This is a genomic window from Staphylococcus sp. HMSC62A08, from assembly GCF_001839105.1.
Lineage (GTDB): Bacteria > Bacillota > Bacilli > Staphylococcales > Staphylococcaceae > Staphylococcus > Staphylococcus caprae.
The window spans coordinates 107,071-124,548 of the sequence record NZ_KV840052.1 but is presented as its reverse complement, the minus strand read 5'-3'; the positions used below and the strand labels follow the sequence as shown (position 1 = coordinate 124,548).

Here is a 17,478-nt window from a genome sequence, read left to right as displayed (position 1 = left end):
CTTACAATACATTATTATATCTAAATCAATTTAATAAGTCAAGAATAAATTCTTTCGTTTATTTCTTGTTTCTTGTTAATTAATTCAACAAATAATATCTTATAATGTTTCGTTTAAAAGTTCAATAGTCAAAATTACACTTTATTAACATTAACTTTAAGGTTTTTACTTAAAGTTTTCAATTAATTAATCTGTTTTTGACGACTTTTATATAGTATCAAGTAATAAGACTATCGTCAATCAATTTATTAGAGTTTTTAAGGTTAAATTTACCTTATCAGTGAATTAATTTCTTCATTAAGAACAATTAGACTTTATAGTGTAATTAGCTTTTTCTACGCACCCATTTATCCATTTATCATCTGTTTCTAATTTGCCTCACAATTACATGAGTTCATACAGAAAAATAGGCAACCTCTCAAGAGAAGTTGCCTAGTTCATTAGTCTAAAGTTTTTAGTTATTATCTTTTTCTTTACATTCTTTGCATGTGCCGTAAATTTCCATTCGATGATGTGTAATATCGAAGTCAGTAACATGTTGTGCTAAGTGTTCAACTTCATCAAGTTGAGGATAATGGAAGTCTACGATTTTACCACATTTTTCGCATATAACGTGATAATGATTATGTGTATTGAAATCAAATCTACTTGATGCGTCACCATATGTGAGTTCCTTAACTATGCCAATATCTTTAAATACTCTTAGATTATTATAGATAGTTGCTACACTTATATTAGGAAAATCAGGTGAAAGTGCTTGGTAAATCTCATCCGCAGTTGGATGTGAATGTGAAGAAATGAGATAACGTATAATTGCTTGTCTTTGTGGTGTAATACGTATGCCTGCTTTTCTTAAAGACGCAATTGATTCTTCAAGTTCATGTTCAATTGACTCTAAATCCGCACTCATTGAATTCACCATCTTTCTAATTAATAATTATTATTACTTAATATTAATATAACTGTTCGTAATAATGAATGTCAATAAGTACGTATTGTTTTCAGTCAATAGCCTTTATTTAAGTCCACCCTATTCTCAATTACATCATTCTTATTGAGAAAATGCTTTAAATTCTTCTCAAAAATTGCTGTAACATCTCGATTAATATGCTTATCATTACCTGTGATATGAGCCGTAATTGTTACATTATTTAAATCATATAATGGATTATCGCTTGCGAGCGGTTCATTTTCAAATACATCTAAATAGGCATGTCTAATGATTTGATTTCTTAAAACATCTATTAATAGTGATTCATCGACGACAGTACCTCGTCCTATATTAATAAACAATGCATCGTCTCTCATTTGTTCAAAATGGTGTTTCTGAAGCAAGTGTATTGTTTCATTCGTTTCAGGTAAAGAATTAACAATAATATTTGCTTCTCCAATCACTTTATCAATTTCTTCTATAGTATATGTTTTGTCAAAGTGATCTTTCATATGACCTGATTTACTGACTCCGACAATTTTCATTCCAAACGCTTTGGCCAAATACGCAGTTTTTTGCGCAATAGCACCAGTGCCTAAAAATAAAAGTGTTTCACCGTTCACCCTATGACCTGTCAATTTAGAGTCAAATCGATGTGCCAATTGATTCTCATATGAAGTTCGCATTTTTTTATAATCATCTAAAATAAATGCAATAATATACTCTGATAGTTGTTTAGCTTGTACGCCTCTCCCGTTTGTAACGATAATTCCTCTTTCATTAATATAATCTAATGGAAGGTTATTTACTCCTGTAGCATACCATGCAATCCATTTTAAATTTTTACATTCTTCTATGAATGCTTTATCTATACTTCCATCATACCCAATGAGTATATCTAATGTTTCCCTATCTTCAGTTGGAATGGTTTCCGCTTTTTTATAAAACTTAAACTCCTCATTAGGAAACTTTTTAATAAGTTCATCTTCTAAATCTTTCAATCTAATCAGGCTTACGATTTTCACTTAAATCACCCCAGGATATTTTTTAATTCCTCTATCTGAGTTTTGACTTTAACTTTTTCAATAACATCCATAATATATCCATTTTCATCAATCACAAACGTCGTTCTAACAATACCCATGCTTTCTTTGCCGAAAGATTTTTTTAATTGATATACACCTACTTCATTTGCCAACTTATATTCTTCGTCGACTAATAAGTCGAAGTTAAGTTGATGCTTTTCGATAAAGTTTTGATGTTTCTTTTTAGAATCTCCGTTAATTCCATAAACATCTACGTCAAGTTCATTAAAATCTGATAAATGGTCTCTAAAGTCACATGCTTCAGTTGTACATGTCGGTGTATTGTCTCTTGGATAGAAATATAAGATTGCTTTACGCCCTTTTAATGTTTCATTAGTAATTACCTCTCCATTTTGATTTTCTAATGAAAATGAAGGAAATTGTTCGCCTTTATTTAACATATGCTCACCTATTTCTTAATAATGTTGATTTTATGATACGATATTAGATGAAAATATTAAATTAAAAGAGGTTGATAGATATGAATTTTACTGAAAGCGAACGTCTTCAGGAACTATCTAATGAATATATATTAGGTGGCGTTAATTCACCTTCACGTTCTTATAAGGCAGTTGGTGGCGGCGCTCCAGTTATGATGAAAGAAGGTCATGGTGCTTATTTATATGATGTAGATGGCAATAAATTTATTGATTATCTTCAAGCATATGGACCAATCATTACTGGTCATGCACACCCACATATTACTGAGGCAATTCAGGATCAAGCTGCTAAAGGTGTTCTATATGGCACGCCGACTGAACTTGAAATTGATTTCTCTAAAAAGTTAAGAGAAGCTATTCCCTCATTAGAAAAAATACGTTTCGTCAATTCAGGTACTGAAGCAGTGATGACGACAATCAGAGTTGCTCGTGCCTATACTAAGAGAAATAAAATTATTAAGTTTGCCGGATCTTATCATGGTCATTCTGATTTAGTTCTTGTTGCTGCTGGAAGTGGTCCTTCTCAATTAGGTTCTCCAGATTCAGCAGGTGTCCCTCAAAGCGTTGCTCAAGAGGTAATTACTGTACCTTTCAATGATATCGAATCATACAGAGAAGCAATCGATTATTGGGGAGATGAAATTGCGGCTGTACTTGTTGAACCGATTGTTGGTAACTTTGGTATGGTTATGCCTCAGCCAGGATTTTTAGAAGAAGTGAATAAAATCTCACATGATAATGGTACATTAGTAATTTACGATGAAGTGATTACAGCATTCCGTTTCCATTATGGTGCTGCCCAAGATTTATTAGGTGTTAAACCTGACTTAACTGCATTCGGTAAAATCGTTGGAGGTGGCTTACCTATTGGTGGTTACGGCGGTCGCCAAGATATTATGGAACATGTTGCGCCATTAGGACCTGCGTATCAAGCTGGAACGATGGCTGGAAATCCATTATCTATGAGAGCAGGTATTGCTTTATTAGAAGTATTAGAACAAGACGGTGTCTATGAAAAATTAGATCAATTAGGTCGACGCCTCGAAGAAGGATTACTTAAATTAATCGAAAAACACAATATTACAGCCACAATTAATAGAATATATGGCTCACTGACATTGTACTTCACAGATGAAAAAATTACGCATTATGAACAAGTTGAAAATTCAGATGGCGAAGCCTTTGCTAAGTTCTTCAAATTAATGTTACATCAAGGTATTAATTTAGCACCTTCAAAATTTGAAGCTTGGTTCTTAACTACAGAACACACAGAAGAAGACATTGATCAAACACTCGAAGCCGCTGATTATGCATTTAGCCAAATGAAAAAATAATCACCCTTCCCTAGTCTTAGATTCAAACCTCTGCTCAATCCGGGCAGAGGTCTTTTTTGTATCACAAAATTTTCAAAAAGAATGTTTTAAGATCATTTGTATTAACTTGAAAATTTTAGCGTCTCGGTGTATAACAATAATGAATGAGAATATATAATTATATGATTCAAAATTAAATCGAAGGAGCGTTATATTTGAGACTAGGAGCTCGGATTTTCAAAACTGGTATAGCCATCATATTAGCTATGTCTATCGCTTCTTTACTTCCGGCAAATATTGGTCTGAAAGCACTCGCTGGTGTCAGTGCAGTTGTAGCGATGCAACCAAGTGTTTATCGCTCTATTAAAACTGTTTCAGAACAAGCCATAGGTAATATTATTGGTGCCATACTTGCCGTGACCATGGTAACTATTTTTAGTAATAACTTCATCATAATGGGCGTTACGGTTATCTTATTAATCGCAATTCTATTCAAATTTAACCTAGCCCACGTTGCTACCCTAGCAAGTGTGACTGCTCTAGTAATTATGGGGCAACACACTGGTTCTTTCTATGTAGCGGCATTCTTTAGATTCGCTCTCGTAATGATAGGTGTACTAAGTTCCTCAATTGTCAATTTAGTATTTCTACCTCCAAAATTTGAAACCAAAATTTATTACAACTCAATGAATATTTCATCTGATATCTTTGTGTGGTTTAAACTTGTGCTTAATGATACTTCAGAATTTCATAATATTAAGCAAGACTGTTCACAACTTAACTCACGTATCACTAAATTAGAGCAAATCTATGATTATTATAATGAAGAGAAACCTTTAACTAAGAAGCATATCTATCAACAGAATAGAAAGAAGATACTATTTAAAGAAGTAGTAAGAACGACTAGACAAGCCTATGAAGTATTAAATCGTATGTCACGTTTTCAAAATGACTTACATCAACTTAACAATCAATTATTATTACAAATTAAACTTGAATTGGATTCGTTAGTTGCAGTTCATGAACAAATTTATAAAAGTCTATCTAAAAAGGCAAAATATGATGTTACACAGCTAGATTACGAAGTAGATAATCCACAAAAGAAAAACTTGATGGATGCCTTCCAACAAGAATTAATAAACAATCCTCATCAAACTCGTTATTCCTATGGTAATATGATGCAGATTATTGCAGCAATCGAGGAATACAGATATCACCTTGAACATTTAGATAGAATTCGATTAAGTTTCTTCACCTATCATCGTTCAGATTCAGACATTGATATTTCCGACGAAGATTTTGATTTGTAACATATGTCAAAACCACCTTTATTCTACAATTAACCATAGAATAAAGGTGGTTTTGTTTATAAATAATTATATTAGCGATAAAGTTGCATCATTCTCATTATAAATTCTGGATGCTGTATAGATGTTCGTAAGCACCTTTTTTCGCAATTAATTCTTGATGTGTACCTGTTTCCACGATTTGTCCATTTTCCATAACAACAATCTTATCAGCATGTGTAATCGTAGATAGACGGTGTGCCACAATTAAGGTTGTTCTATCTTTACTTAATACATCAAGTGCTTCCTGAATGATGGCTTCACTTTCTAAATCAAGTGCACTCGTTGCTTCGTCTAAGATTAATATAGGTGGGTTATTTAAGAAGATTCTAGCAATAGAAAGACGTTGTTTCTGACCGCCGGAAAGTTTCACACCTCGTTCTCCAACTTCAGTGTCGTAACCTTCAGGTAAATTAATAATAAAGTCGTGCGCATTTGCCATCTTAGCCGCTTCGACGATTTCTTCTTCTGTCGCGTCAGGTCGACCTAGCAAGATGTTTTCTCTCACTGTATCTGAAAATAAAATATTGTCTTGTTGTACGAGCCCTATCTGATTTCTTAAACTGCCAGTTAAGAAGTCTTTAACGTTATTTCCATCAATATTTATTTCTCCAGCAGTTACATCATAAAATCTAGGTATTAAACTAATGAGTGTCGATTTACCGCCACCACTCATACCAACAAAGGCCACTGTTTCACCTTTATTAATTGTAAGGTTAATGTCATGTAACACTTCTGATTCATTTTCATTATATTTAAAGCTCACATGTTTCAAATCAATTTGACCTTTTTTAATTTCGATAGGTTGTGCACCGATGCCATTCTTAATATCATAATCTTCGTCCATCAATTGGAATACCCTGTCCATTGAGGCGAAACTTTGAGTCAATGTCGTAAATGATGATACAAGTCTTCTTAATGGTCCAAAAAGTTGTTCCAAGTAGCCTACGAAAGCTGCTAAAGTACCAACAGTAATAGAGCCATTAATCACTAAATAAGCGCCAACACCAATGACAATGATTGGCCCTAAGTCTGTAACAGTATTAATTGCTGCAAAGGAATATGCATTCCATCGTGTGTGCTGGAAAGCACGCTTTAAGAAGTGACCATTTCGATGATCGAAGTTTTTCGCTTCATTATCTTCAATTGCAAAACTTTTTATCACAGACATACCCTGAACACGTTCATGTAAGAATCCTTGAACTTCTGCTAGCGCTTGTGAACGTACGCGAGTTAATTGTCTTAATCTTCCAAAGAAGAAATAGACCGTTAAAATATAGAATGGAAAGATGAATATCGCTGCAATTGTCAATTTCACATCCAAGAAGAACATAATTGATAGAGCGATAATAATTGTTACACAATCTAACCAAATGTTCATTAATCCTGTAAGGATGAAGTCTTTCGTTTGTTCTACATCATTAATGACACGAGAAATGACTTGTCCCACTTGATTATTAGCATAAAAACGTGCACTTAATGCCTGTAGATGATTATATAATTGTTTACGAATATCATATAAAATTTTGTTACTTGTCCATTGAGCTAAATATTGTCTTATATACTCAATGGGTGGTCGAACAATTAAAAATATAAATAGCGCTATGCCAATCGCCACACCGAGATGACTGAATTTCTCACTATTTGAAAGTGAGTGATTATTAATCACGCCGTCAATCGCATATTTAATAAGCAATGGAATTAACATAGGTATACCGAATTTGATAATACCAACGATAATTGTTGCTATAATACGATATCTATACGGTTGAACGAATTTTAAATATCGTTTAATCATGCGTATTTACCCCCTGTGATGCACGCAGATTTTATTTATCAAAAATGAACAGAGGTTGAACACATTTCAATCGCTTACCTCTATTTGTAAGCAACGTCATGATAATGTTTCAACCTCTGATATAAAATACTATACAAGCTTATATTACGATGTTAAGTCATTCTTTATAATGGTGGAATAGTCTCATTGCAAGATTGTAATACATTTAAATCATGAATACGATTTATTGTTTAACACCTTTAACAATATAAAGCATTGCTTCATGTATTACATCTATTTTGCTTAATAATCTCTAATCTTTTTATAACGTTCTTTCCATACTTTAATAAAATCTGGCGCAAATGGCCCCTTCTTCTGTTCTATCCATTGTTGTAAGATATCAACATTTCTTCTTAAAATCACATCAATATCATGAGGATAGTTCATTTGATTCATATGTTGTTCATACTCATCTTCATCTAATAAATGATACTTACCGTTTGGATAAACTTTAATATCCAAATCATAATCAATATATTTAAGTGCCTCTTCATCGCACACGAAAGGTGATGATAAATTGCAATAATAATAGATGCCGTCTTCCCTAAACATGCAGATAACATTAAACCAATACTCTGAATGGAAGTATACAATTGCCGGCTCTCTAGTAATCCATGTACGCCCGTCACTCTCAGTCACTAACGTGTGATCATTTCCACCTATAATCACATGGTCAGTACCCTTTAAGATTGTTGTTTCCGACCACACACGATGAATGTTTCCATCATGTTTGTAACTTTGAATCTTAATTGATTCTCCTTCTTTCGGTATGGATTCCTTAACCATACTCCACACCACCTTTAATATTTTTAGCCATTTAGATTATATCATATTTTAATCTACATGCTTAATAAATAAAGGCGCTTCCATTATAAGTGAATCAACACATCTATCCCACTATGAAACGGTATATTTTATCCATTGAAACTGGAAAAGTATGAGCCTCTCTATCATCTAAATCAAACCATTTCATATTTGAAGGCAATTCATCATCTGGAATGTCATGTGTCTCAGGTACACTATATACTTTAATATTCCATGTCATATGCGTAAAATGATGTCGAAGTTCATAAATAGGTTCTTCTAAAGATTGAACATGTAATCCAAGATAATCAGAAAGTTGCGCATCTGCATCACTTTCTTCTCTCATAGGAAATTGCCACATACCATTTAATAATTTTTCTTGTCGTTTTTCGAGAAGGTATTGTCCTTTACTATTTCTAATAAGTAGAACCTTTTGATTTACTGTTTTCTTTTTAATATTTTTCGTTTTTACAGGAAGTTCCTGTGTGGTCCCTTCGTGGAAAGCTTCACAATTTTCTTGAACTGGGCAAAATAGACATAATGGTGATTTCGGAGTACAAATTAATGCACCCAACTCCATCATTGCTTGATTAAATGTCCCTGAGGCTTCTTGTACATAAGGATTTAATTCCTGCTCGAATGCTTTACGCGTCGATTGTAACTTCGTATCACGGTCATCATTATTCAACCTTGACCATACACGAAAGACATTGCCATCAACAGTTGCAAGCGGTTGATCAAATGCGATACTCATCACTGCCGCTTGTGTATAAGGTCCCACACCTTTTAACTTTTTGAAAAGTTCTGGATCAGAAGGGACTTCACCATCATATTGTGCTTCAACTTCTTTAATAGCAGTGTGGAAATTTCGAGCTCGACTATAATAGCCTAAACCTTCCCAATACTTTAGCACTTCATCTTCATGAGCTTCACTTAAACTTGCAACTGTCGGGAAGCGATGAATAAATCTATAGTAATAATCGATCACTGTATTGACTTGTGTTTGTTGCAACATTACTTCACTCAGCCATATATAGTAAGGGTTTGTCGTTTCTCTCCATGGCAAATCCCGTTGATTCTTTTCAAACCAATCTACAATATTCTTTTTAAAAGATTCGTTATGATACATGCAATTAATCCTTTCTTTACTCTTTCAATTTTGATTTATTTGATGTTAGTCTTTACTTTTAAAAACAATAATCGATTGAAGTAAGTTAATTTTGTTATTGTGACTTTTAGATTATAATATATATTAAATAAAGATGAAAAGAGTGAACAATTATGGACACAGCCACGCACATTGTTATGGGTGTGGGTCTCACTGCGTTAGCTACTCAAGATCCAGTTATGGCAGGCTCATTTGCAGCTACTGCTACAACATTAGTAGCAGGTTCATTAATACCAGATGGCGATACAGTATTAAAATTAAAGGATAACGCGACCTATATCTCCCATCATAGAGGAATTACACATTCTATACCTTTTACCATTTTATGGCCGATTTTAATAACATTTCTAATATTTGTGATTTTTAATCATACTGAGCCACTACACGTGTGGCTATGGGCACAACTTGCCGTCTTTTTACACGTATTTGTAGATATATTTAATTCATACGGCACCCAGGCACTAAGACCTATTACAAATAAGTGGATACAACTAAGTGTGATAAGCACCTTTGATCCAATTATCTTCACTCTACTATGTATTGGCGTCTTACTTTGGATTGTTGGTGTTCATCCTTATCTTGCTTTCTTTCCTATCGTCGCAATTTTAGTCGTTTATTATATCGTGCGTTTCATGATGCAAGCAACAATTAAAAAAGAAGCGCTCAAACGTATCGATCGTTCGCATAATGCTGTGAAAGTCTTTGTCGCCCCTACAATCAAATTTCATGTTTGGCGTGTTGCGATTCAAACTGAACAACATGATTATGTAGGTACTGCACGTTGGAAAGACGTTGAATTTACTGATAAAGTAAAACGTCAATCTATGACGCCAGACACATTACTATGGAAAGTAAAAGGAAACAAAGATATCTTTACTTTCTTAAACTTCTCTTCTATTTATCGTTGGCAAACGACACCTTTAGAAGATGGTGCAACAGAAATACGATTAATGGATTTAAGATATCTTAACAATGGTCGATACTCATTCGTCGCAATAGCACATTTAACGCGAGATAACGAAATCGACCACTCCTACATTGGCTGGGTCTTTAGCGAAGACAAACTACAACGCAAACTATACTCACAATAACATACAAAGAAACCAAGGCACCCCTTCCTCCAACCAATGATAAGGGGTGCCTTGGCTTTGATCTAAATTTATCTAAACACTTATAGTCTAAGTTTTTTCAAACTGTAAACAAATATTATGATTAACCTATCTTCAATACGCTAACAAATTACCGTTAACTTGCAAATGATCACATCCCTCAAATGACCAATGACCACTTACCTTCAAACCACCATTCACCTTAACGTTAACGGTTACCATCATTATCATTTACGTTACGAGCGGTATGTCCTTTCACGCTACCATCATGACGTCCATTTTCACCTTTGAAATGCTCATCTTTCTTCTTGTCTTCATCTTCATGTTCGATAGCTTTTGAAGTGTCATTATCACCCAAAGTAACTTGACTATCATATTTATCAAAAGCAATGTGACGAACTAGCGCATAATTTATCACACACATGATTGCCAGAAGGAAAATAAAATAAATATGATACGGAATATTATTCATACTTACTGCTCCAAATACCACCGACTCTGCACTACCATTCACAAGATAATAAACTGGATTCAACATTAATATATGTTCAATTATTGTTGAATGTGTCTTAGGTATAAATAATATCGGCACGATAAAGAAACAAATCGCACTAGCAATTAAGTATAGCAGATGAAATCGTTTAACAATGAATTGTAATAAACCACACATGACAGCTGCAATTACAATAAATATACTTGCCATGACGCTATAATAAATAAACGCAAAGATTGAAGTATCAAAATTGACTGGCTTTAAAAATGCGATAATTAAACCAAGAACTAACATCGTCACTAAAGTCATCAATGCAATGACAATTAACGGTGTGACAGCTGAAATATGGAAAGACTTTATTACCATATAATCTTTTCTATAATATTTATAGCCTAAGTATATAGAAAACACTATAAGCCCAAAGACAACAAGCGCTGTTACTCTGAATAACCAACGCACTTGTACCAATTCCGTATTATGATTCAAATTGAAGATGCCTTCTAAACCTAAAATAAACACAAGACCTATTACAAAACTAATGACAAACCAATGCCAAGTTTGCTTTATCCGTTGAGTACAGTAACCTATCAGATGTGGCAAGTTTTTAAAGTATAAGATTATATTATCTATCATTTTCACACCTACAATTCAATATATATCCATTTGTTATCTTTCATATCTGCTATGAAATAACCATTGCCAGATTTCGTAATCCATACATCTTTTTTTATATTATATTTTTTCTTCAATTCTGTTTTATGTTCCATAGGTACCACAAATCCTGAAAGTGTATCTTCATCTCCGAAAATCATTTTAATCGGTTGTTGAGTGATTGGTACGACATAACGACTATCTTTCTCTGGAACAAGGGTCTTCGTAACTTTGTCATGCTTTTGGTGTAAATGACTATTAAAATACTCTATGTATGTACTATAGTTGGTTTTAATATAAGGTGAAAGCTTTTTAAAACTGTGTGATTCATATAAACCAGCAGGATTAAAATAGAATAAGTCACTTTTTCCAACCGTATACGTCTTTTGGTTCATTTCTATTCGATATTTTTTACTATTCTCACCTGTAATTGTCGCTAATCCATATTTAGGTAATTCCGTATTCTTTGTACCTTTTAATGTGGTAGAACCATCAAGCGCAAGGCCATAAGCTAATTTATCTTCATATGGATCTTTGCTTTGGTTTTGTATTGCGGCTTGGGTATTACTTTCAGAAATATGAACTTTGCCTAAATTGTTGAAGAGTAATACCCCCATCAATGCTAGACCGATTAAGAAACTCGCAAATAATGTCCAGAACCTTACTAAAAAGACAGGTGGCTTAGCATGATTATAGCGCTCAATTCTCTTAAAGTTATACGTCATTTCTGGTATACGTGTACGGCTTTTCTTCCAGTCTAAATCGAAGCTTTCCAATTGCGTCTTAGAATCAATACTTTGACGGTCCTTTCATGTTCTCTAAACACAGGTAAAACTTGATTTAGCGAACCCTCTTTACGAATTTGTCCATGAGACACCCAAGTGATATAGTTAGCTGTTTCACTAATCTTGTCTATATCATTATCAATCAATACTAATGTTTGGTTACTTTGTATGTAATCATCTGATAATTCAATTGCTCTTTTGAAGAATACATCATCTAAATGTGTCAATACGTGGCTAAGGATGATGATTTTATTTTGAGAAGAACGGGCGATACTCAGTAATAATTGAGCATACTCAGTTGGAGATAAATTTGAAATACTTGTCTTCGCTTTATCTCCTAAATGTGCCCATTGAATAATTTGTTCTGCCTTGTGGTCATTTACTTTGTAAGGAAATAATTGCACAGCGCTGTCTACAAAATCTTGAACAGTTTGATATGTAACATGACGGTGCTCCATATCTCCGTAAAATAGATTCTCAGTACGAATGACTTTCCCTTTATCAGGTTTAACAGTCCCACTCAAAATTCTACCAATTAACGTCTTCGAGGAGCCTGGTTCACCAATAATACCAAGTGATTCACCTTGATAAATATGTAAAGAGATATTGTTTAAATTGATATCTTCTGCATCATATCCAAAGGGCAAATACCATTTCTTTGAACTTTTATTTCTATAGTAATGTGTCACTTTAAGTAACCTTAATACAATTGAGCTTCCCATTGATTAAACATCCTTCTAAATTTTTAATAATGCTAATGGTAGACCTTCTTCTGGTTCACTACTTTTAATTCTGAACCCCCAAGCAAAAACACCTTTCAGTCTTTCTACTTTGAAGTATTGTTCACTGCCATCGTTTAATTTATAAATCTTTCCTATTTCAACTTTATTACGATCAACCAGATAACTTTCTGCAATGATGACTTTACTTTGGTACACATCGTATTCATTCATAATGCCATTCATTTCAGCTTTACGCATTTTTTCTTTATATGTCTGAATTTCATGTCTTAATTCTTGTTCTGACATCTCACTCAATTTCTTCTGTACCATTTGTAATACCACTTTCTTCTAATTTTGTTTTAATTTTATCATACTTATAACCTTTTCTCATAAGCGCTTCAATGGTTTTCATCATTAATTTTTGACCATCGTATTTTCTACAATTTTTATTATAGACTTTCTCTAAATCACGTTGCAATAAATTATCTAATGTCTCTTCATCTTGGGAAAAGTTGAGCTCAGACATCGCAACCTGGATTGTCTCAAATGTAAAGCCTTTTTGCATTAAAGCTTGTGAAACTTTTTGTTTTACTTTAACTTCAGGCCCCTTCTTCGTTTTCATTATTTTATTGCCTACTTTAATGACATCTTCAAGAGGTTGTTCTTGTTCATAAAGCGCTGTATAGTGATCAATGATTTTAGGTTCAATACCTAATTGATAAAGCTTTTGTTTATAAATCTCTGGTCCTTTATCTGTCGTACGAATCATTGTGTTTTTCAAACTTTCAGCATAATCTTCATGATCAATAAACTTTTCTTTATAGCAATAATCAATCACTTGCTCAATTGCATCTTCAGAAATTTCATTTTTTTCTAGGTATTGCCGAACTTCTTTTTCAGTACGTTTTTTATAAGATAAATACTGAATCGCCATATTTACACCACGTCTATAGTGATCGTATTTTTGAATTTGTTCCATATCAGCCGCTTCTAGTATTTGATCTTTTTTTAAATTAAATTTAACGAGCGTATCGATATCAATACCCATTTCAAATACACCGTCTAAATATAAGTTAAATCGTTCTTTGTTCTTTTTCTGAACTTCAAGTTTTGTAACTTTAGGCACGTCTCACCCTCCCTTTCCTGAAAATGTTTTAAACATGAATTACCATTATTATGGCACATTTATTACATGTTCATAAACAACTATGCCTTTTTTGAGAACCATTATGTAACGATATAAATAAACACCTGCGCTCTATCATTTTCTGTAGAAAGCAGGTGCTTGATTTTGTAATTAATTTCCTAATTGTGACATAGCTTCTTTATATTGTGCGTCTGTAATATAATCTTGCTGTTTCATCTTTTCCAAATTAGCTTTAACACGGTTTTTAAAACTCTCAGACATATCATTGACATCATATACACTTGGCGCGTTCACTTTACTCGCTAAAATGGCACTTTGTAATACACTTATTTGTGGCATACTTTGATTATTTTTATTCACTGTTGTACCAAAATAATGATTTGCTGCACTTTCAACCGTATATTGATTGTCACCATAATAAATATTGTTCACATAAAAACTTAAAATTTCATTCTTGTTATATTGTTGTTCAACTTTATGCGCAACAAATAATTCTTTAATCTTTCTCATAAATGAACGTTCATTGTCGTAATAATAATTTTTGACTACTTGTTGTGTAATTGTACTACCGCCTTGAACATCCCGGTCACTAATGGTTGAAAACAATGCACGTGTTGTTCCTTTTAAATCAAAACCATGATGTTTATAAAAACGTTCATCTTCCATCGATATAAATGCGCCCTTAACATAATTAGGCATGTTATCTGCAGGTACGAAACTATTTTTATTTTCAATTGACTTCAAATCATCAACATTCGCTCTTGAAGATAAGAAATACATCAAACCTACAAATAAAACAAACACGATAATGATGACGAACAATATTTTTAATATGATTTTATTAGTTTTCTTCTTTTTTGGTGGTTTACCTACTGGTTGATAATACGTATTATAATGAGGTCTTCGCATTTCACTACGTTGATCATTATAAGAATCCGCATATTTTTCGCTTCTTTTCATGCGTTTGCTCCTTTTTTCTTAAACTCACCCTCTTAAAGTGAGTTTACCAGTAGTTTCATCGTTTAGCTATAGCTTATGATAAAAATCAGTCCCAAGGTGTATCCGTGTCTGGACCCGTTGGCTTAGCTATATTCCAAAATAGCTAAGGATGCTTATTTCAATCACTTTTAAATAAAAATAAAACTGCCAACAGAGTGAATACTCTGTCGACAGCCTCATATCTCATATTAAATAATTTAGAATACTGAATTATGCTTCTAATTGTTTAACAATTTCTCTATTGAAATCGTCTAAATCATCAGGTGTACGGCTTGTTACAATGTTGTTATCAACAACTACTGATTCATCAACAACTTGCGCGCCTGCATTTGATAAATCTTTACGTACATTTAATACACCAGTTAATGTACGGCCATTTAAGTCATCAGTATCGATTAATACTAATGGACCGTGGCAAATTGCAAATGTTGGAACATCATTTTTAGTGAAGTATTTAGCAAATGTGCCATAACGACCTTCAGCATCGCCACGTAAGTGGTCAGGTGAGAAACCACCAGGAATTAATAATGCATCATAATCTTCTGGTTTAGCATCTGCAATGCTTACTTGAACTGTCGCTTTTTCACCATGTTTATCTACAACTTCATGTTTTGCAGTATCCCCAATGATTTCAGTTTCAAATCCAGCATTTTCTAAAGCTTCTTTAGGACTTGTTAATTCAATATCTTCAAATTCATCTGCAAGAATGATTGCTACTTTTTTAGTCATAATTAATAATCACCTTTCTCTAATTAATTCTAATCTATATATAGACAAGATGATTAATGTTTAAACATAAGATGTTAAGTCCTTTCATTTCCCACTTTTCTTAAAATAAAAAACAAATCCTCGATTTAGAAATTAAAATAAGAGGATTTGTTAAATCTACATCATTATTATAGTATGAGCCTTATTTTGAAACTTGTTTTACTTTCTCTTCTAATTGATCTAATAGACCAATCCATTCGTCAATATCTTCTACACGTACTTCATCAGGATTCACATGGTCAATATCCTCTATAAATTTATTTAGACGTGTTTTAATCTGATCAATTGTTTGTTGTTCATTCATTTAAAATAAGCGCTCCTTCTTTAAATATTTTTTTAAGATACTCATATCCTAACAGAATTTGACAAAAAGCGATATAATCTTAATAATGTTTACTGTACTTTTTACGTAATAAACAAAGTAGATGGAAAGTTTATATTTAGGAGTAATAATTCATGTTGATCACAAATAAAAAACCTATTTCTATCCAAAATGACCCATGGGAAGCGTATAACGATATCATTGATCATGGTGGATTAACACTAAGTAATATAGAATTTACAACAACCAATCTGTGTAATATGCGCTGCAGTCACTGCGCAGTAGGCTATACACTTCAAACAAAAGATCCAGACCCTCTACCAATGGATATTATTTATCGAAGACTGGATGAAATCCCGAACTTAAGAACGATGTCGATTACTGGTGGCGAGCCAATGTTCTCCAAGAAATCGATTAAAAATGTCGTTAAACCTTTACTTAAGTATGCTTACAATCGAGGCATTTACGTTCAAATGAATTCAAATTTAACATTGCCGCAAGACAGATACTTAGATATTGCAGAGTATATCGATGTGATGCATATTTCTCACAACTGGGGAACAATACAAGAGTTTACCGATGTTGGTTTCGGAGCAATGAAGAAGCAACCACCTTTAAAAGCAAAACTTAAATTATATGAACAAATGTTAGATAATTCGAGAACTTTATCGGAACAAGGTATGTTTGTTTCTGCTGAGACAATGTTGAATCAAAGCACGTTACCTTATTTAGATAAAATTCATCATGAAATTGTAAATGATATGAAGTGTAGCCGTCACGAAGTACATCCTATGTATCCTGCTGATTTCGCGAGTCAACTGAATGTTCTTTCTCTTAAAGAAATGAAAGACGCCATTAATTACTTATTAGATATTCGCGATGAAGAGACTTGGATGCTATTTGGAACTTTACCTATTTATCCTTGTATTAATGATGAAAATGACCAAAAATTACTACATAGATTAAGAAACGCGAAGAATGTCACAATGAGAAATGACCCAGATGGACGTAGTCGATTAAATGTCAATGTCTTTACTGGCAATGTTATTGTGACTGACTTCGGTGATGAAAATGGTACAATTTCAAACATTCAAAAAGATAAACTCACTGATGTATTTGATCAATGGCTTCATTCAGAATTAGCACAATCACTTAACTGTCATTGCCCTGAATTCCAATGTCTAGGTCCTAATGTATTAGTTAAAAATATGTACTATCCTCAAACAGACTTCAAACTCAAAGAAAAAGAAATGCATTCACGCCACATTTTTTCTTAAGTAATAACAACATACAAAGACGTTAGAATAAGTAGCATTATTCTTAAAAGATAAACAAAGTATTGATGGCGACACGCCTGCAGGAATAGCATGCGTCTTGAGACTACTTGTAAGTCAGTTGATTTTTAAAAGACAGGCTACGCAGTAGCTGATTGATATTGAGCTCATAAAATGGCTCAACATCTAATCATCCTTGCGGGGGTGATAATACGAATTCTTAAATTCTAGAATTCTGTATCACTCCCAAGCCATGCCCGCGGCAAGGGAGCCAAGCAATACGA

The 17,478-nt window shown here is 33.2% G+C and carries 16 protein-coding genes and 1 pseudogene; 4 read left to right on the top strand and 13 right to left on the bottom strand.

The features are described from left to right. Positions 1-454: 454 nt before the first annotated feature. From perR to bcp, 3 genes are all read right to left on the bottom strand, one after another. Positions 455-910 carry a peroxide-responsive transcriptional repressor PerR gene (gene perR / locus HMPREF3264_RS11295; RefSeq protein ID WP_037541849.1) on the bottom strand — a complete coding sequence of 152 codons (456 nt, stop codon included), beginning with the start codon at positions 908-910 and terminating at the stop codon, positions 455-457. Positions 911-1,005: 95 nt separating this feature from the next. Further along, positions 1,006-1,956 (bottom strand): phosphoglycerate dehydrogenase, encoded by a 951-nt coding sequence (locus tag HMPREF3264_RS11290; protein ID WP_070873369.1) that lies wholly within the window; start codon positions 1,954-1,956, stop codon positions 1,006-1,008. 5 nt (positions 1,957-1,961) lie between these two features. After that, a complete protein-coding gene (bcp, locus tag HMPREF3264_RS11285; protein ID WP_070873368.1) occupies positions 1,962-2,417 on the bottom strand; it encodes a thioredoxin-dependent thiol peroxidase in 456 nt (151 codons plus the stop codon). A gap of 80 nt (positions 2,418-2,497) precedes the next feature. On the opposite strand from bcp, the gene HMPREF3264_RS11280 reads away from it, so the two are divergent. Both HMPREF3264_RS11280 and HMPREF3264_RS11275 read left to right on the top strand, forming a co-directional pair. Continuing rightward, positions 2,498-3,790 (top strand): glutamate-1-semialdehyde 2,1-aminomutase, encoded by a 1,293-nt coding sequence (locus HMPREF3264_RS11280; RefSeq protein ID WP_070873367.1) that lies wholly within the window; start codon positions 2,498-2,500, stop codon positions 3,788-3,790. Between the two features lie 194 nt (positions 3,791-3,984). Beyond that, positions 3,985-5,079: an FUSC family protein gene (locus HMPREF3264_RS11275; RefSeq protein ID WP_002445508.1), complete on the top strand. Its 1,095-nt coding sequence runs from the start codon at positions 3,985-3,987 to the stop codon at positions 5,077-5,079. A 97-nt stretch (positions 5,080-5,176) separates the two neighbouring features. Here HMPREF3264_RS11275 and HMPREF3264_RS11270 read toward each other — a convergent pair whose 3' ends face one another. From HMPREF3264_RS11270 to mutY, 3 genes are all read right to left on the bottom strand, one after another. Continuing rightward, entirely contained in the window at positions 5,177-6,913 is a 1,737-nt protein-coding gene (locus tag HMPREF3264_RS11270) for an ABC transporter ATP-binding protein (RefSeq protein ID WP_070873366.1), read from the bottom strand. A 282-nt stretch (positions 6,914-7,195) separates the two neighbouring features. Further along, the gene (locus HMPREF3264_RS11265; RefSeq protein ID WP_002445505.1) at positions 7,196-7,738 is read right to left on the bottom strand and encodes a nucleoside tri-diphosphate phosphatase; all 543 of its coding nucleotides are present in this window, start codon (positions 7,736-7,738) and stop codon (positions 7,196-7,198) included. Between the two features lie 103 nt (positions 7,739-7,841). Then, positions 7,842-8,885, bottom strand: coding sequence for an A/G-specific adenine glycosylase (gene mutY, locus HMPREF3264_RS11260; protein WP_070873365.1), 1,044 nt, complete (start codon positions 8,883-8,885; stop codon positions 7,842-7,844). A gap of 152 nt (positions 8,886-9,037) precedes the next feature. Here mutY and HMPREF3264_RS11255 point away from each other — a divergent pair, with 152 nt between their 5' ends. Continuing rightward, positions 9,038-10,015, top strand: coding sequence for a metal-dependent hydrolase (locus HMPREF3264_RS11255; protein ID WP_070873364.1), 978 nt, complete (start codon positions 9,038-9,040; stop codon positions 10,013-10,015). A gap of 226 nt (positions 10,016-10,241) precedes the next feature. Here HMPREF3264_RS11255 and HMPREF3264_RS11250 read toward each other — a convergent pair whose 3' ends face one another. The 7 genes and pseudogenes from HMPREF3264_RS11250 to HMPREF3264_RS12700 all read right to left on the bottom strand — a co-directional run bounded on the left by HMPREF3264_RS11250 (position 10,242) and on the right by HMPREF3264_RS12700 (position 15,902). Then, positions 10,242-11,159: a hypothetical protein gene (locus tag HMPREF3264_RS11250; protein WP_070873363.1), complete on the bottom strand. Its 918-nt coding sequence runs from the start codon at positions 11,157-11,159 to the stop codon at positions 10,242-10,244. An 8-nt stretch (positions 11,160-11,167) separates the two neighbouring features. Further along, positions 11,168-12,684 (bottom strand): annotated as a pseudogene (locus HMPREF3264_RS11245) (ATP-binding cassette domain-containing protein). 15 nt (positions 12,685-12,699) lie between these two features. Continuing rightward, positions 12,700-13,014: a YfhH family protein gene (locus HMPREF3264_RS11240; RefSeq protein WP_002445497.1), complete on the bottom strand. Its 315-nt coding sequence runs from the start codon at positions 13,012-13,014 to the stop codon at positions 12,700-12,702. Next, on the bottom strand, positions 12,992-13,810 hold the full coding sequence (recX, locus tag HMPREF3264_RS11235; RefSeq protein ID WP_070873362.1) for a recombination regulator RecX: 819 nt from the start codon (positions 13,808-13,810) through the stop codon (positions 12,992-12,994). The genes HMPREF3264_RS11240 and recX overlap by 23 nt, the downstream gene beginning before the upstream one ends. Before the next feature lie 171 nt (positions 13,811-13,981). After that, a complete protein-coding gene (sgtB, locus tag HMPREF3264_RS11230; RefSeq protein WP_070873361.1) occupies positions 13,982-14,791 on the bottom strand; it encodes a monofunctional peptidoglycan glycosyltransferase SgtB in 810 nt (269 codons plus the stop codon). Between the two features lie 249 nt (positions 14,792-15,040). Further along, the gene (locus HMPREF3264_RS11225) at positions 15,041-15,559 is read right to left on the bottom strand and encodes a type 1 glutamine amidotransferase domain-containing protein (RefSeq protein WP_070873360.1); all 519 of its coding nucleotides are present in this window, start codon (positions 15,557-15,559) and stop codon (positions 15,041-15,043) included. Positions 15,560-15,740: 181 nt separating this feature from the next. Then, positions 15,741-15,902, bottom strand: a complete 162-nt coding sequence (locus HMPREF3264_RS12700; protein WP_002445674.1) for an SE1561 family protein — start codon at positions 15,900-15,902, stop codon at positions 15,741-15,743. Between the two features lie 152 nt (positions 15,903-16,054). Here HMPREF3264_RS12700 and yfkAB point away from each other — a divergent pair, with 152 nt between their 5' ends. Beyond that, complete coding sequence (gene yfkAB / locus HMPREF3264_RS11220) at positions 16,055-17,197, top strand: radical SAM/CxCxxxxC motif protein YfkAB (RefSeq protein ID WP_070873359.1); 1,143 nt, start codon at positions 16,055-16,057, stop codon at positions 17,195-17,197. Positions 17,198-17,478 lie beyond the last annotated feature (281 nt).